Raw genomic sequence first — 16377 nt, forward strand, 5'->3', positions numbered from 1 at the left:
GCCCCAAAAGGGTGGTCGCCATGGATGGCGGATCACAAAAAAGCCGCCCGAGAGTAGCAGCTTTGCCATACAGCGACTAGCACCAATAAGCGCCGCAGCGGTCACGAAAGCGACCAGATCATGCTATCTGGTCACCTTCATAAATCCGCCGAGAGCGGCGGGTTTGACCCGTTTACGCAGGGTTAGGCGATATCGCGCAACTCGCGGCGGAGGATCTTGCCAACGGGCGTCATCGGCAGCGCGTCACGGAAGACGATCTGCTTGGGCACTTTGTAGCCGGTGAAGTTTTCCTTGCAGTACGCCTTCAGCTCTTCGCTGCTGAGGCTGCTGTCGCGGGCCACGACGAACAACTTGACTGCTTCCCCGGACTTCTCGTCCGGCACACCGATAGCCGCGCAACTGGCGACTTTCGGGTGAGCCATGACCACATCTTCGATCTCGTTGGGATACACGTTGAAACCCGAGACGATGATCATGTCCTTCTTGCGATCGACGATGCGCACAAAACCGTCTGGATCGATCACCGCCACGTCACCGCTCTTGAACCAACCTTCGGCGTCCAGCACCTCGGCGGTGGCCTCCTCGCGGTTCCAGTAGCCCTTCATTACTTGCGGGCCCTTGATGCACAGCTCGCCACGCTCGCCCAGCGGCTGCTCGACGCCGTCATCATCGATGACCTTGAACGCAGTGCCCGGCAACGGAATACCCACCGTGCCCAGACGCGCTTTGTCGCCATAGGGATTGCTGCTGGCCACCGGCGAGGTTTCGGTCAGGCCATAGCCTTCGACCACGGTGCAGCCGGTCATCGCCTGCCAGCGTTCGGCCGTGGCCTTGACCAGCGCGGTGCCGCCTGAGTTGGTGACCTTGAGCTTGGAGAAATCCAGTTTCTGGAACTCGGGGTTATCCATCAACGCCACGAACAGCGTGTTGAGACCCAACAGCGCGGAGAACTGCCACTTGCCCAGTTCCTTGACGAAGCCTGGAATGTCACGCGGGTTGGTGATCAGCACGTTGTGGTTGCCGTTGACCATCATGCACATGCAGTTCGCGGTGAAGGCATAGATATGGTAAAGCGGCAGCGGCGCGATCATGATTTCCTGGCCCTGCTTCATCAGCGGGGTACCATCGCTGCCCAGCTGCGACAGGCAGGCATCGACCTGCAGCATGTTGGCCACCAGGTTGCCGTGGGTCAGCATCGCACCCTTGGCCACCCCGGTGGTGCCTCCGGTGTACTGCAACACGGCGACATCGGCATGACCAACCTTGACCGGTTTGAGCGCATGACCCTGGCCCTGTTTGAGCGCATCCTTAAACCCCACCGCCTGCGGTAGGTGGTAATCCGGGACCATCTTCTTGACCTTCTTCACCACGGTGTTGACCAGCCAGCCCTTCAGGCTCGGCAGCAGGTCACCCATCTTGGCTTCGATCAGGTAATCGATCTCGGTATCCGGCAGCACATCCTGCACCAGCTTGCCAAACATATTCAGGTACACCAGCGCGCGTACGCCGGCATCCTTGAACTGGTGGCGCATCTCACGGGCGGTGTACAGCGGGTTGGTGTTGACCACAATCAGCCCGGCGCGCATCGCGCCGAACACGGCAATCGGGTACTGCAGCACGTTGGGCATCTGCACGGCGATGCGCTCACCTGGCTGCAGGTCAGTGTGCTTTTGCAGGTAGGCGGCAAAGGCCGCCGAGAGCCGGTCCAGCTCGGCGTAGGTCAGGGTCACGCCCAGATTGCTGAACGCCGGTCGATCGGCGAATTTCTTGCACGAGCGCTCGAACACCTCGATCACCGACTTGTAAGCCCCCAGGTCGATGTCAGCGGGTACGCCGGCCGGGCGTTTGTCGCTCCAGAAATCAGGCTGCATTATTTTTATCCCCTTGCCCTGAAATGATCCTAATCCGCCAAAGAGGGTGCTTACAAAAGTAGCGAGCGATGGCCAGGCAAGGCGAGATCAGCCGAAAAAGCGCAATGTACGAGTTGTACATGAGCATTTTGAGGCTGGGCTCAACACAGCATGGGCGAGCGCAGTAATTTGTAAGCACCCTCTAGCGGAGTTGCCTGGAAAGTAACAGCTAACGCAGGGCAGGCAAATAGCGCAGGTAGCGTCATTGACGGACTGAATCTTGCCGCTCTTTGTGGAACTATCCTGCTGCGCCACCTATAACCACACAGCACACATAGATTGCGATCCGCCATGCCAACCCTTTTGCTCACCGTGGTACTTCTGCTCGCGTTAGGCCAACCCGCCAGGGCAGAACCGCAACTACGCATGGCCACCCTGGAATACCCGCCCTACAGCACCGAACACCGCCCCGATGGCGGCAGCATCGTCGCCCTGACCCGGCGTGCCTTTGCCGTACGCGGCTATCCGGTGCAGATCGATTTTCTGCCCTGGGCGCGGGTGCGCGTCGAGTTGCGCAACGGCCACTACCAAGGTGCGCTGGCGCTGTGGCCCAAAGAGGTTAAAGAGGAAGGACTGCAAGCCTCGCGCCCGCTGTTCTACAGCGAACTGGGCCTGTTTATCCGCAACGACTACCCGCTGCAGTTCAGCCGACTGCAGGAACTGCACGGACAAACCCTGGGTATCGTGCGCGGTTACGGCTACCCGCAGCACATCCTCGACGCCGGGTTGACCCTGGAAGACGCCGTGGACGACATCAGCAACCTGCGCAAGCTCAATGCCCGGCGCTTCGACATGGTGCTGCTGGAGCGCATCGTCGGTAACCACCTGATCGCCAACGACGAGCAGCTGCGCGGCAAACTGCGCTGGCACGGCAACGTACTGGAGCGCATCCCCCTGCTGGTGGGCTTTACCCCGGTCAAAACTGGCGAACCCGACTGGAGCAAGGTGTTTGAGCAGGGCCTGCGCGACCTGCACAGCAGCGGCGAATATATGCAGATCCTGCGCGCGCATAATCGCTAGCCACCCTGGACTTTGCGCCGCGCCGCGCGGGGTGCACAATGCGCAGCTTCTGCAGGCTTAAGGGATTCGCCATGCTCCACCAAGCGTTCTGGCTCAACAGCACCGATGCAGCGCCGCTCTTTGTCAACCGCTGGTACAGCGAACAGCCGCCCAAGGCGCTGCTGATGGTGGCTCATGGCATGGCCGAACACAGCGGGCGCTATGCACGCCTGGCCGAAGCGTTGGTGGCGCAAGGTTTTGAACTGTACGCCCACGACCAGCGCGGCCACGGCAAGACGGCCGAGCACGGCAGCCTCGGCCACTACGCCGACGCCAATGGCTGGAGCCTGGTGGTCAATGACCTCGCCAGCCTCAATCACCATATGCGCCAGCAGCACCCGCACGCGCCGATCTTCCTGCTCGGCCACAGCATGGGCAGCTACATCGGCCAGGCCTACCTGATGCAGCACAGCAGCAGCCTGCAAGGCGCGATTCTCTCTGGCTCCAACTACCAGCCCGCCGCCCTGTACCGCGTCGGCCAGCTGCTGGCGCGCTTCGAGCGCTGGCGCCAAGGCCCCAAAGGCTGCAGTGCGCTGCTTGAGTTCGCCTCGTTCGGCTCCTTCAATAAAGCCTTCAAGCCCAACCGCACTGCCTTCGACTGGCTGAGCCGCGACCCGGCCGAGGTCGACAAGTACGTCAACGACCCGCTGTGCGGCTTTCGTTGCAGCAATCAGCTGTGGGTCGACCTGCTCGGCGGGCTGCAACACATCACCCCGCTGAAGAACCTCGCGCAGATCGACAGCAACCTGCCCTTGCTGGTGATTGGCGGAGCCTGTGACCCGGTCAGCGACGGCACGCGCCAGCAAGACCTGGGCAACGCCCTGAGCGCCGCCGGCAACCGTCATGTGCAGGTCAAACTTTACTCGGATGCGCGTCATGAGCTGCTCAACGAGAGCAACCGTGACGAGGTCACCGCCTACCTTATCGACTGGTTGCAGCAGGCCCTCGGCCAGCAGCGCCAGCCCACCCCACAGAGCCAAGAGAGTAATCCATGAGCCAGAGCAGCAACACGCCCTACGAGGCCCTCGAAGTCGGCCAGACCGCCAGCTACAGCAAGACCGTCAGCGAACGCGATATCCAGCTGTTTGCCGAAGTCTCCGGTGACCACAACCCGGTGCACCTGGATGCCGAATACGCCGCCACCACCATGTTCAAGGAACGCATCGCCCACGGCATGTTCAGCGGCGCACTGATCAGCGCCGCAGTGGCCTGCGAACTGCCTGGCCCGGGCACCATCTATATCGGCCAGCGCATGAGCTTCACTGCGCCGGTGAAACTCGGCGACACCCTGACCGTGCGCCTGGAAGTGCTGGAAAAACTGCCGAAATTCCGCGTGCGCATGGCCACTCGGGTGTTCAACCAGAACGACGAACTGGTGGTCGATGGCGAAGCAGAAATCCTCGCCCCGCGTAAGGCACAGACCGTTGAACTGACTAAGCTGCCGCCCATCACCATCGGCTAAGCTTGCTGCCTCAGGTCACCGCTGCCACTGCGGCGGTGCACTGCCCTTCTATGCAATCGCGCGCGGAACAATCCGTTTCGGCGCCTCTGGAGATTTCCATGTCCCTGTCTATGTCCCAAGCCTCCATCGCGGTGTTTAACCGCCAGCTGAACAACCTCTCGGTCATTCTCGGCATCGCCGCAGCCCACGCCGAAGAGAAGAAGATCGACGCCAGCGTGTTCCTCAATGCGCGCCTGGCCCCCGACATGTTCCCGCTGAGCCGTCAGGTGCAGATCGCCTGCGACACGGCCAAAGGCGGTGCCGCACTGCTGGCCGGCGTCGATGCGCCGAGCCATGCCGACGACGAAACCAGCTTCGCCGAACTGCAAGCGCGGGTCGCCAAGACCCTGACCTTCCTCGCCAGCCTGAACGCCGCCCAGATCGACGGCAGCGAAGATCGCACCGTGACCCTCAAGCGCCGCGACAAAGAAACCCACTTCCAGGGCCAGGCGTTCCTGCTTGAGCACGTGCTGCCGAACCTCTACTTCCACCTCACCACCGCCTACGCCATCCTCCGCCACAACGGTGTAAACATCGGCAAGCGCGATTTCCTCGGCACTCGCTAAAAATCGATTTACGATCTGCTGCGCGTCGGCCCTGCCGCGTTAAAAACAGGCTCGGAATGCTCATTTACAGCCAGTAAACTCCGCTTCCTCGCCTGTTTTTGCCTTGCAGGTCTCTAGCTCGCGAGATCGTAAAACAGATTTTAAGAGCCAGCAGCCTTAAAGCCGCGCCAACTGCCCATCCCCCCGATGAGCCCGTAGGTGCGGCAATACCGCGGCCAGCAGCGGTTCCTTGAAAGCCTCCTGAAAACGATGGGCCAGACCCGGAATCAGTTTCAGCTCGCTGTTCTTGATATGCGCCGCCACATGCACGCCATGCATCACCGGCAGCAACGGATCGGCCGTGCCATGCACCACCAGGGTCGGCACGCGCAAACGATTGAGCAGCTCGACCCGGCTCGGCTCGGCCAGAATCGCCAGTAACTGCCGCTGTACACCCTCCGGATTGAACGCCCGGTCGTAGGCAATCTGCGCCTGTTGCAACAGCAACTGGCGATCATCGGTCACCGTCGGGCTGCCCAATGCCGCCAGCAAGTCGGCCTGCTGCTCCAGCGCCAGCGCCCGATTGGCCGCCTCGCGGTTGGCCAGCAAGGCCAGCAACGCCGGGCTGGGAGCCGGCAGTCCCTGGGCGCTGGAGCTGGTCATCAACAACGTCAGACTTTGCACACGCTGCGGGGCCAAATCCGCCAGGTGCTGGGCAATCATCCCGCCCATGCTCGCGCCCAGCACATGAAACTGCTGCACGCCCAGGGCATCCAGCAGCCCCAACGCGTCGCCCGCCATATCACGCAGCCCGTACGGTGCAGCAACCGACAGGCCAAGGCGATAACGCAAGGCCTCGTAAGTCAGGTTGATCGTCGGCGCGGTGTGGTTCCAGCGGCTCAGGCCGACGTCACGGTTGTCGAACCGAATCACCCGAAAGCCCTGCTGACACAGGCGCACCAGCACCTCATCCGGCCAGTGGATCAGTTGCCCACCCAGACCCATGACCAGCAGCAGCGCCGGATCGCTGTCGCGGCCAATGCTCTGGTAAGCCAGCTGCACCTCAGCCAGTTCGACCCGCGCGGTCGGCACCTGCAGGTCGCAGCGCTCGGCCGCAACAACCTGCAGGCCGCACCACAGCGCAGCAAGGAAAATTAACGCACGCATAAAAACACCAGAACGCAGAACCCCATTGAGCGGCGAGTCTGCGGACATTTGTACGAGCGCGCTGCCACACAAGCGTGACAGTTTGATGAAGCAAGACGAACGGCAGCATGCCGTTCGTCTTGCTTGCGTCTCAGGCCAGTTCGGTGCGCAGCTGACGAGCGGCTGAGACCATATTGACCAGCGCCGCTTCGGCCTCGGGCCAGGCACGGGTCTTCAGGCCGCAGTCCGGGTTGACCCACAGCCGCTCGGCGGGAATGCGCTGCGCCGCCTTGCGCAGCAGCTTGACCATCTCGGCGCTGTCCGGCACCCGTGGCGAATGGATGTCGTAGACGCCCGGGCCGATATCGTTGGGGTAGTCGAAGCGTTCGAAGGCCTCCAGCAGTTCCATGTCCGAGCGCGAGGTTTCGATGGTGATCACGTCGGCATCCATGGCGGCGATGGACTCGATCACATCGTTGAACTCGCTGTAACACATGTGCGTGTGGATCTGGGTTTCATCGCGCACGCCCGAGGCGCACAGGCGGAACGCCTCGGTGGCCCAACTCAGGTAGCCCTGCCACTGCGCCTGACGCAGCGGCAGGCCCTCGCGAAATGCCGCTTCGTCAATCTGGATGACCTTGATGCCGGCCGTCTCCAGGTCGACCACCTCGTCACGGATCGCCAGGGCCAGCTGGCGCGCCTGCTGCTCGCGGGAAATATCGTCACGCGGGAAGGACCACATCAGCATGGTCACCGGCCCTGTCAGCATGCCCTTCATCACCTTCTTGGTGAGGGTCTGCGCATAACCAATCCACGAAACTGTCATGGCTTTCGGGCGACTCAGATCACCATAGATCACCGCCGGTTTGACGCAGCGCGAGCCGTAGCTCTGCACCCAGCCAAAACGGCTGAAAGCGTAGCCGTCGAGCTGCTCGGCAAAGTATTCGACCATGTCATTACGCTCGGCCTCACCGTGTACCAGCACGTCCAGACCGAGGTTTTCCTGCACCTCGACGGCGTGGCGAATCTCGCTGTACATGGCCTCGGTGTAATCCGCTGCCGACAGCTTGCCGGCCTTGAACGACTGGCGCGCCAGACGGATCGAAGCGGTCTGCGGGAACGAGCCGATGGTGGTGGTGGGAAATGCCGGCAACTGCAGGCGTGCGCGCTGCTGCTCGATACGGGCGGCGAACGGTGACTGGCGCTGGCTGTCGGCGGCGCTAATAGCCGCCAATCGCGCCTGCACCGCGGGTTTGTGGATGCGCGGTGATTGCGCGCGGCTGGCCTGTACGGCATTGCTGGCCGCCAGTGCGGCTTGCACCTGGGTGTCCTGCGGATCATTCAGGGCGCGGGTCAGCAAGGCAACTTCCGCGCACTTCTGCACGGCGAAAGCCAGCCAGCTTTTCAGCTCGCCATCCAGCTGGTCTTCACGGCCCAGGTCGACCGGGCTGTGCAACAGCGAGCAGCTCGGCGCCACCCACAGGCGCTCGCCCAGGCGCTCCTGGGCCTGCAGCAGAATGCCCAGAACCTGCTGCAAGTCAGTGCGCCAGACATTGCGACCGTTGACCACCCCCAGCGACAACACCTTATAAGCCGGTAGGCGATCGAGGATGGTCGGGAACTGCTCCGGCGCACGCACCAGATCAATGTGCAGGCCATCCACCGGCAGGCTGGCGGCCAGATCGAGGTTGTCCTCAAGGCCAGCAAAATAAGTGGCGATCAGTTTCTTGCCCGGCTCGCGCTGCAGCAGGTTGTAGGCGCGTTCGAAGGCATTCTTCCAGTCTTGCGGCAGGTCCAGCACCAGAATCGGCTCGTCGATCTGCACCCATTCCACGCCCTGCGCAGCCAGACGCTGGAGGATCTCACCGTAGACCGGCAGCAGGCGCTCCAGCAAATCGAGCTTGTCGAAATCGCTGCCCTTGGCTTTGCCCAACCACAGATAGGTCAGCGGGCCGATTAGCACCGGTTTGACGCGGTGACCCAGGACATGGGCTTCCTCGACCTCGTCGAACAGCTGCTCCCAGCTCAGCTGGAACTGCTGATCGGCCGTGAACTCCGGCACCAGATAGTGGTAGTTGGTATCGAACCACTTGGTCATCTCTTGGGCATGCGCCCCGCCGCAGCAGCCATGGGTGACGCCACGCGCCATGGCAAACAAGGTGTCGAGGGTCGGCTTGCCGTCTGCCGGGCGGAAACGCTCGGGGATTACGCCGAAGGCCAGCGAGTGACTCAGCACCTGGTCGTACCAGGCGAAATCGCCCGCCGGCAGCAGCTCGATGCCGGCGTCTTTCTGCAACTGCCAATGGGCGGCGCGCAATTCACGACCAACCGCCTGCAAGCCGGTTTCGTCCAGTTCGCCCTTCCAGTAGGCCTCCAGGGCTTTTTTCAGTTCACGGTCGCGACCGATACGGGGAAAACCAAGGGAATGGGACAGGGCCATGTCAGAACGCTCCAGTAGATCAATAAGATGACGGCTATTCTCGGCACCCAACCTGAGTGAGACAAACTCAAGATTTTCTTATTGATCTATAGTTTTCCTCATGTTCTGCTACCCACCAGAAAGCAGACCCGCCCCCACCGAGGCCCTCCATGCTCGAATTACGCCACCTGAAAACCCTGCATGCCCTGCGCGAGAGCGAAAGCCTGGTGGACGCCGCCGAGCGCTTGCACCTGACCCAGTCGGCGCTGTCGCACCAGTTCAAGGAGCTTGAGGAACGCCTAGGCATGCCGCTGTTCGTGCGCAAGACCAAGCCGGTGCGCTTTACCAGCGCCGGTCTGCGCCTGCTGCAGCTGTCCGACACGGTATTGCCGCTGCTGCGCGGTGCCGAGCGCGATCTGGCGCGCCTGGCCGGTGGCACGGCGGGCAGGCTGCATATGGCCATCGAATGCCACAGCTGCTTCCAGTGGCTGATGCCGACCATCGACCAGTTCCGCGATGCCTGGCCGGAAGTGGAGCTGGACCTGGCTTCGGGTTTCTCCTTCGCCCCACTGCCGGCGCTGGCCCGTGGCGATCTGGACCTGGTGGTGACCTCAGATCCCGTCGAGCTGGCCGGCATCACCTATGTGCCGCTGTTTACCTACGAGGCCATGCTGGCGGTGGCCAACCAGCACCCGCTGGCGAGCAAGCCCTGCATCAAGCCCGAGGACCTGGCCACGGAAACCCTGATCACCTACCCGGTGGAGCGCGACCGCCTCGATATCTTCACCCGCTTTCTGGAGCCCGCCGATGTCGAGCCGGCCCAGGTGCGTACCTCTGAACTGACGGTGATGATGATGCAACTGGTGGCCAGCGGCCGCGGCGTATGCGGCCTGCCCAACTGGGCGCTGCACGAGTACAGCTCACGCGGCTACGTGACCGCCAAGCGCCTGGGCGACAAGGGCCTGTTCGCCACCCTGTACGCCGGCATCCGCACCGATATGCTCGATGCGCCGTTTATGCGCGACTTCCTGCTGACCGCCAAGGACACCTCCTTTGCCAACCTGGAAGGCGTCAGCGTGGCGCGCGCCTGAGTCGAATGTGCTTAGCTTGTAACCTGAGTCACCCACCGCCTGAATAACGAGCCCAGCATGCGCCGACTGCTCACCGCTTTGCTGATCTGCGCCGGCCTCCTCCAGAGCGCCCAGGGCCAGGAGCATATCCGCATCGCGATTGGCGAATGGCCGCCCTTTATCAGCGCGCAGTTGCCGCATTACGGGGTGATTCCGCAGCTGATCAGCGAGGCCTTCGCCACTCAGGGCGTGACCGTGGAATACGGCTTCTTCCCCTGGAAACGCGCCTACGAGGAGGTCAAGCAGGGCCGCTGGCAAGCCTCGGCGGTCTGGGGCCGCACGCCTGAGCGCGAGGCCGACTGCCTGTTTTCCGAGGTGGTCTACCGCGACGACGTGGTGCTGTTCTACAACCGTGGCAAACCCATCAGCTGGGACGGCAGCCTGGCCGCTGCCGAGCGGTTAAAGGGCCTACGCATCGGCATTCCACTGGGTTCGGCGAAAATGCCGGTGCTGGAGCAGGCCGAACAGCGCGGCTGGGTGCAGTATGAAGCCAGCGGCGACGAGCTGATCAACCTGCGCAAGCTGGCCGCCGGGCGCATTGATGCGGTGGACATCGTCAAGGGCTCGGGCAGCCACGTGCTGAACCAGCAGCTGAGCGCCCGCGAACGCGACCAGATCACCACCACGCCCAGCTACCAGACCTGGGACTACCACCTGATCCTGTCGCGGCAGCTGCCGGAAAGCGAGCGCCTGCTGCAGCTGTTCCACCTCGGCCTGCAGCAACTGCACAACAACGGCCGTCACGCGCAGATCTGGCAAGCCTTCAACCAGCCTGCTGCGCCCCTCCCCTAAGCCTCAGCGCCCCTCAGGTCAGCCGGCAAAGCCTGTTACAACTGCAGGCTTGCATGACTGTGACCAGCAGTCATAGCATGACCACCGGTCACAACTACCGATATATCCCCATGCGCTACCAAGATCAACTGTTCGAACAACGTGAAAACGCCCTCCTCGACGCCGCCCGCCAGTTGTTTGCCGAGCAGCCCTGGGACCGCGTGACCATTGCCGAGGTAGCGCTTGCCGCCGGTATCGGCAAAGGCACGGTGTACAAGCACTTCCCCAGCAAGGAAGCGCTGTATGCGCGCCTGGTGCTCGACCTCAGCCGCGACAACCTGTTGGAGCTGCGCACCCTGCATGCTGCCAGTCCGCCGCAGGAGGCCATGCGCCGGGTGATCCACCGCGCCTTCGAGCAGATGCTGGCCAATCCGATTCAGGCGCAACTGTGCCTGCACTGCGACCGCCCGGAGTTTCAGGAGCGCCTGGAAAGCCCGTACCGCCAGCAGTTCCTTGATATAGAGCGCGAATTCCAGTTGTTCTTCAGCGACATGCTCGGCGTCGCCCTGAACAACCAGGCGCTCAGCCAGAGGGACTGCCAGAACCTGCTGTGGGGCGTGGAGGCCTGCGTCAATGGCGTGATGGCGCGCATCGCCTCCGGGGGCTTCGCCCATTGGGCCGAGCCCATTGCCCTGGATGACTACTTCGCCCACGTGACCGATTTCATCATTGCAGGCCTGCGCACCCAGGCCGCCGAACTGCTTGCTCAATCCACTCGCGTCGAGTAACCGCCATGTTCAGTCAGCTGTCCAAACGCCCCTGGTTGATCGCCGTTGCCATCAGCCTGCTGCTTCTGTTCTGGCTGCTCAGCGGTTCGCTGCTGCAAACCCAGGACACCGCCAGCGCCGATGCGCCTGCGGCAGAACAGGGCCTGGCCAAGGTTGAAGTGCAGTGGCTGGAAGCCAGCCCGATGCAGCGCCAGCATGTGGTGCAGGGCCAGGTTGAAGCCTGGCGACGGGTCGAGCTGCGGGCACAGATCAGCGGCAGCGTGATTCGCCTGGATCAGGACAAGGGCAGCCCAGTGACTCAGGGCCAGCGCCTGCTCAGCCTCTCCGCCGACAACCGCCCGGCCCAGGTGGCCAAGGGTGAAGCCGATGTGCGCCAGCGCGAAACCGATGTCAGTGCCGCCACGCGCTTGCACGAACGCAAGATGATCTCCGCCAATGAGCTGATTCGCCTGCAAAGTGAGCTGGCCAAGGCTCGCGCCGAACTCGACCTGGCGCGCATCCAGCTGGCCAACACGCAGATCAGCGCGCCCTTTGCCGGGATGTATGACCAGCGCATGGTCGAGTTGGGTGACTACGTGCAACCGGGGCAAAGCCTGCTGACCCTGGTGGACATCAGCCAGCTCAAGGTCAGCGCGCAGATCGCTCAACAGGAAGTCACCCAATTGACCCTCGGCCAGAGCGTGCGGGTCGAGTTGCTCGATGGCCGCACACTGGCGGGCGAGCTGCATTTTATCGCCGCCGCCGCCGACCCTGGCTCGCGCAGCTTCCGCATCGAGGTCAAGGTCGATAACCCGCAGGCCCTGCGCCTGGCCGGTGCCAGTGCCACCCTGCATATCCAGACCGGCGAAGCCCTGGCCCATCGCCTGTCGCCTGCCCTGCTGAGCCTGGATAAAGCCGGCCGGCATGGCGTCAAGTGGGTCAATGAACAGCAACAGGTGCAGTTCACCCCGGTGCAGCTGATCAGCGTCGACAACCAGGGTGCCTGGGTCAGCGGCCTGCCGCACAAGGTGGCGCTGATCACCCTCGGCCAGGGCTTTGTCGAGCCGGGTCAGCAGGTGGTCAGCCAGCTGGCCAAGGGAGGCAGCTGATATGCACGAGCTGATTGCTGCAGCGCTGGATCGCAGCCGCACTACCCTGCTGGTGCTGGCCTTCCTGATGCTGGGTGGTTTGGCGGCGTATTTCGCCATTCCCAAGGAAGCCAACCCGGATGTCAGCATCCCGATCATCTATGTCTCGGTGACCCTGGAGGGCATCAGCCCGGAGGACGCCGAACGCCTGCTGGTGCGCCCGCTGGAGCAGGAGCTGCGCAGCCTCGAAGGGGTCAAGGAAATGCGCTCCATGGCCAGCGAAGGCCATGCCTCGGTGACCCTGGAGTTCGATGCCGGCTTCAACGCCAAACTGGCGCTGGCCGATGTCCGCGAGAAGGTCGACACCGCCCGCAGCAAACTGCCGGAGGAAGCCGAGGAGCCGACGGTCAATGAAGTCAACGTGGCACTGTTTCCGGTGCTGTCGATTGGCCTGTCCGGACCGATTGCCGAACAGGAGCTGGTGTATATCGCCCGCCGCCTGAAGGAAAACGTCGAAGGCATCGCCGAGGTGCTCTCGGTGGAAATCGGTGGTGACCGCGAAGACCTGCTGGAAATCGTCGTCGACCCGCAGGTGCTCGACAGTTACGGCATCGATTACAACGAGCTGTTCAACCTGGTCAGCCGCAACAACCGCCTGGTCGCCGCCGGCAGCCTGGACACCGGCTCCGGGCGCATGAGCATGAAAGTCCCCGGGGTGATCGAAAACCTCGAGGACGTGCTGTCCATGCCGATCAAGGTGGTGGGCAACAGCGTGGTGACCTTCGGTGATGTCGCCACCATTCACCGCACCTTCAAGGACCCCACCGGCTTCGCGCGGATCAATGGCCAGCCGGCGGTGGTGCTGGAGGTGTCCAAGCGCAGCGGCGCGAACATCATCGACACCATCGAGCAGGTCAAGGCGCTGATGGCCAAGGCCCAGCCGCTGCTGCCCGCCGGTCTCAAGGTCAGCTACATCATGGATCAGTCGCAGCAGGTGCAGAGCATGCTCAGCGACCTGCTCAACAACGTGCTGGCGGCCATCGTACTGGTGCTGATCCTGGTGGTGGCGAGCATGGGCATGCGCTCGGCGCTATTAGTCGGACTGACCATTCCGGGGGCATTTCTCACGGGCATCCTGCTGATCTGGATGCTCGGCTTCACCCTCAATATCGTCGTGCTGTTCAGCTTGATTCTGGTCGCCGGCATGCTGGTGGACGGCGCTATCGTGGTCTCCGAGCTGGCCGACCGCTATTTGCACCAAGGGCAAAGCCCGCGTCAGGCCTGGGCCAATGCCGCGACGCGGATGGCCTGGCCGGTGATCGCCTCCACCGCCACCACCCTGGTGGTGTTTCTGCCGCTGCTGTTCTGGCCCGGGGTGGTCGGCCAGTTTATGAAGTACCTGCCGGCCACAGTGATTCTCTGCCTGCTCGCCTCGCTGGCCATGGCCTTGGTGTTCCTCCCGGTGCTGGGTGCGGTCACCGGCGGCCAACCGCAGCCGCAACCGACTCAGCCAGGCCGTAGCGCAGTGGCTTACCGCCGCCTGCTGGCGGCGCTGCTGAGACGCCCCGGCCTGACCCTGCTGGGCATGCTCGCGGTGATTGCGCTGATCTATACCGCCTATGGCCGCTTCAACCACGGCGTGGAATTCTTCCCCGAGGTCGAGCCGGAAAGCGCGCAGATCTGGGCGCGCGCCCGTGGCGACCTGTCGGTGCAGGAGAAGGATGCCCTGCTGCAACAGGTGGAGAAACGTCTGCTGGGCATGAGCGAAGTCAAGGCGCTGTACGCCCGCTCCCTGGCACAACCGGATGGTCAGCTCGGCGCGGATGTGATCGGCACCCTGCAGTTCCAGTTCGTCGAATGGCACCAGCGCCGTTCGGCCAGCCATATCCTCGCCGACATGAGCCGGCGTACCGCCGATATCCCTGGCATCGTCCTGGAATTCCGTAAGCAGGAAGAAGGCCCGAGCAGCGGCAAGCCGGTGAAACTGCAGATCAGCTCGCTGGACCCGGCCAAGGCCGATCAGCTGGTCGAACAGGTTCGCGCCAGCATGCAGCGCCTGGGCGGCTTCAAGGACATCGAGGATGACCGCGCCCTGCCGGGCATCGAATGGCGGGTCAAGGTCGACCGCGAGGCCGCCGCACGCTTCGGCGCGGACGTACTGAGCGTGGGCAATGCCGTGCAGATGGTCACCAATGGCCTGAAGCTGGCCACCTATCGTCCGGAAGATGCCACCGATGAAGTGGATATCCGCGTGCGCCTGCCCGGCAACTGGCGCTCCCTCGACCAGCTTGGCCGCCTGACCCTGAGCACTCCAGCCGGGCAGATCCCGCTGGGTAACTTCGTTTCGCTGCAACAGGCCCCCAAGGTTGGCACCCTGCGCCGGGTCGACGGCAACCGCACCATCACCCTGCAGGCCGATATTGCCGAAGGCGCACGCCTGGATGACCGCCTGCTGGCCCTGCGTGAAGCCATAGGCGAGGTGCCCAGCGATGTGCAGGTGAAGTTCGCCGGCGAGGATGCCGATCAGCGCGAAGCCGCGACCTTCCTCGGCACGGCCTTTGCGGTGGCGATCTTCCTGATGTTTATCATCCTGGTGACCCAGTTCAACAGCATCTACCAGGCGCTGCTGGTGCTCTCGGCCATCGTTTTGTCCACCGCCGGGGTGCTGATGGGCTTGCTGGTTAACGGCCAGTCGTTCGGCATAGTGATGGTCGGCATGGGCCTGATTGCCCTGGCCGGCATCGTGGTGAACAACAACATCATTCTGATCGACACCTACAACCAGTTGCGCCGCCAGGGCCTGGCACCGCGTGAAGCCGCGCTGGAAACTGGCAGCCTGCGCCTGCGCCCGGTGCTGCTCACGGCAGTGACCACGGTGCTGGGCCTGGTGCCGATGGTGATAGGGGTCAACGTCGACCTGCTCAGCCCGAGCCTGGGTTTTGGCGCACCGTCGACCCAATGGTGGACCCAGCTGTCCAGCGCAATTGCCGGCGGCCTGAGTTTCGCCACCGTACTGACCCTGCTGCTGACGCCGTGCATGCTGGTACTGGGTTCGCGTTTCGAACGACGGCCCGCGCCGCTGGAAACCTTCGACGACGACCTGCTGGATCTGCCGGAGCACCTGCTGGCCAGCGCAACGGGCAAGGCCGAACTGCAGCGTACGCCATAAGCTCCAGGGCTCAGGCTGGTTAGCCGCCTGAGCCCTGGCCCCTAACGAAAGCCTGGACTGCAGGTTACGACTGGGTAGTCGGACGCACAGCCCGTAGACTCGGCCGACCATTGCCGAGGGCTCCCCATGCGCACGCTTTACCAGTTTCCAATTTCCCACTATTGCGAAAAGACCCGCTGGCATCTGGACCACAAGGGCCTCGATTTTCAAGTGGACAACCTGTTCCCCGGCCTGCACCGACTGAAGAGCACGTTTCTGGCCGGCATCGTCACCCTGCCGATCCTCAAGGATGGCGACAGCGTGATCGGCGATTCCACGCAGATCGCCCTGTACCTGGAACAACGCTACCCCGATAACCCGCTGCTGCCGACCGATGCCGCGCAACGGGCCGAGGTGCTGGAGCTGGAAGAACAGTTCGACCGCCTCGGCGTGCATGTGCGGCGCTGGCTGTATGGCCAGATCAAGCAGTGGGACTCGGTGATGCACGCCATGCTCAAGGTCTACCGCCCGCTACTGGGCCTGCGCGACCTGATGAAGCCGGTGCTGATCAATGGCGTGCAGCGCCTGTATGGCGTCACCCCACCGCGCGTGGCGAAATCCCAGGCCGAATTGCTCGAAGGCCTGGCGCTGATCGAATCACGCATCCACGGCGACCCCTCGCGCTATCTGGTCGGAGAACAACTGACCCTGGCCGATATCAGTGCCGCCGCACTGTTCGCCCCGTTGTTCACCCCGGCGGGTACGCCGTGGGCAGACATCACCGGGCACGATGGCAAAACCCAAGCCTTTCTCGATGAACTGCACGCCCATCCGGCTGGCCAATGGGTCATACGCCGCTATGCCGAGGATCGTCAGCGCCGCGCCTGATAGAG

13 protein-coding genes are annotated in these 16377 nt (G+C 63.1%); 10 read left to right on the top strand and 3 right to left on the bottom strand.

All coding sequences use genetic code 11. The features are described from left to right. Window positions 1-182: 182 nt before the first annotated feature. A complete protein-coding gene (gene fadD2, locus WBK23_RS05480) occupies window positions 183-1871 on the bottom strand; it encodes a long-chain-fatty-acid--CoA ligase FadD2 (protein ID WP_424482956.1) in 1689 nt (562 codons plus the stop codon). A gap of 330 nt (window positions 1872-2201) precedes the next feature. Between fadD2 and WBK23_RS05485 the strand changes: the two genes are divergently transcribed. The 4 genes from WBK23_RS05485 (at window position 2202) to WBK23_RS05500 (ending at window position 5036) form a co-directional block, all read left to right on the top strand. Then, on the top strand, window positions 2202-2930 hold the full coding sequence (locus WBK23_RS05485; RefSeq protein WP_424482957.1) for a substrate-binding periplasmic protein: 729 nt from the start codon (window positions 2202-2204) through the stop codon (window positions 2928-2930). Window positions 2931-3001: 71 nt separating this feature from the next. Then, complete coding sequence (locus tag WBK23_RS05490) at window positions 3002-3964, top strand: lysophospholipase (RefSeq protein ID WP_424482958.1); 963 nt, start codon at window positions 3002-3004, stop codon at window positions 3962-3964. Further along, window positions 3961-4431 (top strand): MaoC family dehydratase, encoded by a 471-nt coding sequence (locus WBK23_RS05495; RefSeq protein WP_424482959.1) that lies wholly within the window; start codon window positions 3961-3963, stop codon window positions 4429-4431. The genes WBK23_RS05490 and WBK23_RS05495 overlap by 4 nt, the downstream gene beginning before the upstream one ends. A 98-nt stretch (window positions 4432-4529) precedes the next feature. Further along, window positions 4530-5036 carry a DUF1993 domain-containing protein gene (locus WBK23_RS05500; protein WP_424482960.1) on the top strand — a complete coding sequence of 169 codons (507 nt, stop codon included), beginning with the start codon at window positions 4530-4532 and terminating at the stop codon, window positions 5034-5036. 156 nt (window positions 5037-5192) lie between these two features. On the opposite strand, the gene WBK23_RS05505 is transcribed toward WBK23_RS05500, so the two are convergent. Both WBK23_RS05505 and metE read right to left on the bottom strand, forming a co-directional pair. Continuing rightward, window positions 5193-6182: an alpha/beta fold hydrolase gene (locus tag WBK23_RS05505; protein ID WP_424482961.1), complete on the bottom strand. Its 990-nt coding sequence runs from the start codon at window positions 6180-6182 to the stop codon at window positions 5193-5195. A gap of 130 nt (window positions 6183-6312) precedes the next feature. After that, complete coding sequence (gene metE / locus WBK23_RS05510; RefSeq protein ID WP_424482962.1) at window positions 6313-8601, bottom strand: 5-methyltetrahydropteroyltriglutamate--homocysteine S-methyltransferase; 2289 nt, start codon at window positions 8599-8601, stop codon at window positions 6313-6315. 149 nt (window positions 8602-8750) lie between these two features. On the opposite strand from metE, the gene metR reads away from it, so the two are divergent. The 6 genes from metR (at window position 8751) to WBK23_RS05540 (ending at window position 16372) form a co-directional block, all read left to right on the top strand. Continuing rightward, window positions 8751-9671, top strand: a complete 921-nt coding sequence (metR, locus tag WBK23_RS05515; RefSeq protein ID WP_424482963.1) for a transcriptional regulator MetR — start codon at window positions 8751-8753, stop codon at window positions 9669-9671. Window positions 9672-9728: 57 nt separating this feature from the next. Then, window positions 9729-10502 (top strand): substrate-binding periplasmic protein, encoded by a 774-nt coding sequence (locus WBK23_RS05520; RefSeq protein WP_424482964.1) that lies wholly within the window; start codon window positions 9729-9731, stop codon window positions 10500-10502. 110 nt (window positions 10503-10612) lie between these two features. Next, window positions 10613-11269, top strand: coding sequence for a TetR/AcrR family transcriptional regulator (locus WBK23_RS05525; protein WP_424483295.1), 657 nt, complete (start codon window positions 10613-10615; stop codon window positions 11267-11269). A gap of 5 nt (window positions 11270-11274) precedes the next feature. Next, the gene (locus WBK23_RS05530; protein WP_424482965.1) at window positions 11275-12357 is read left to right on the top strand and encodes an efflux RND transporter periplasmic adaptor subunit; all 1083 of its coding nucleotides are present in this window, start codon (window positions 11275-11277) and stop codon (window positions 12355-12357) included. Window position 12358: 1 nt separating this feature from the next. Next, window positions 12359-15505: an efflux RND transporter permease subunit gene (locus WBK23_RS05535; protein ID WP_424482966.1), complete on the top strand. Its 3147-nt coding sequence runs from the start codon at window positions 12359-12361 to the stop codon at window positions 15503-15505. Between the two features lie 126 nt (window positions 15506-15631). Then, on the top strand, window positions 15632-16372 hold the full coding sequence (locus tag WBK23_RS05540) for a glutathione S-transferase family protein (protein ID WP_424482967.1): 741 nt from the start codon (window positions 15632-15634) through the stop codon (window positions 16370-16372). Window positions 16373-16377 lie beyond the last annotated feature (5 nt).

This window comes from Pseudomonas sp., from assembly GCF_049653025.1.
In the GTDB taxonomy this organism is placed as follows: domain Bacteria; phylum Pseudomonadota; class Gammaproteobacteria; order Pseudomonadales; family Pseudomonadaceae; genus Aquipseudomonas.

Coding starts and splice junctions, on each gene's coding strand:
- WBK23_RS05505 (WP_424482961.1), bottom strand. CDS start 6,182: ATGCGTGCGTTAATTTTCCTTGCTGCGCTGTGGTGCGGCCTGCAGGTT.
- WBK23_RS05540 (WP_424482967.1), top strand. CDS start 15,632: ATGCGCACGCTTTACCAGTTTCCAATTTCCCACTATTGCGAAAAGACC.
- WBK23_RS05530 (WP_424482965.1), top strand. CDS start 11,275: ATGTTCAGTCAGCTGTCCAAACGCCCCTGGTTGATCGCCGTTGCCATC.
- fadD2 (WP_424482956.1), bottom strand. CDS start 1,871: ATGCAGCCTGATTTCTGGAGCGACAAACGCCCGGCCGGCGTACCCGCT.
- WBK23_RS05485 (WP_424482957.1), top strand. CDS start 2,202: ATGCCAACCCTTTTGCTCACCGTGGTACTTCTGCTCGCGTTAGGCCAA.
- WBK23_RS05495 (WP_424482959.1), top strand. CDS start 3,961: ATGAGCCAGAGCAGCAACACGCCCTACGAGGCCCTCGAAGTCGGCCAG.
- metE (WP_424482962.1), bottom strand. CDS start 8,601: ATGGCCCTGTCCCATTCCCTTGGTTTTCCCCGTATCGGTCGCGACCGT.
- WBK23_RS05525 (WP_424483295.1), top strand. CDS start 10,613: ATGCGCTACCAAGATCAACTGTTCGAACAACGTGAAAACGCCCTCCTC.
- metR (WP_424482963.1), top strand. CDS start 8,751: ATGCTCGAATTACGCCACCTGAAAACCCTGCATGCCCTGCGCGAGAGC.
- WBK23_RS05500 (WP_424482960.1), top strand. CDS start 4,530: ATGTCCCTGTCTATGTCCCAAGCCTCCATCGCGGTGTTTAACCGCCAG.
- WBK23_RS05490 (WP_424482958.1), top strand. CDS start 3,002: ATGCTCCACCAAGCGTTCTGGCTCAACAGCACCGATGCAGCGCCGCTC.
- WBK23_RS05535 (WP_424482966.1), top strand. CDS start 12,359: ATGCACGAGCTGATTGCTGCAGCGCTGGATCGCAGCCGCACTACCCTG.
- WBK23_RS05520 (WP_424482964.1), top strand. CDS start 9,729: ATGCGCCGACTGCTCACCGCTTTGCTGATCTGCGCCGGCCTCCTCCAG.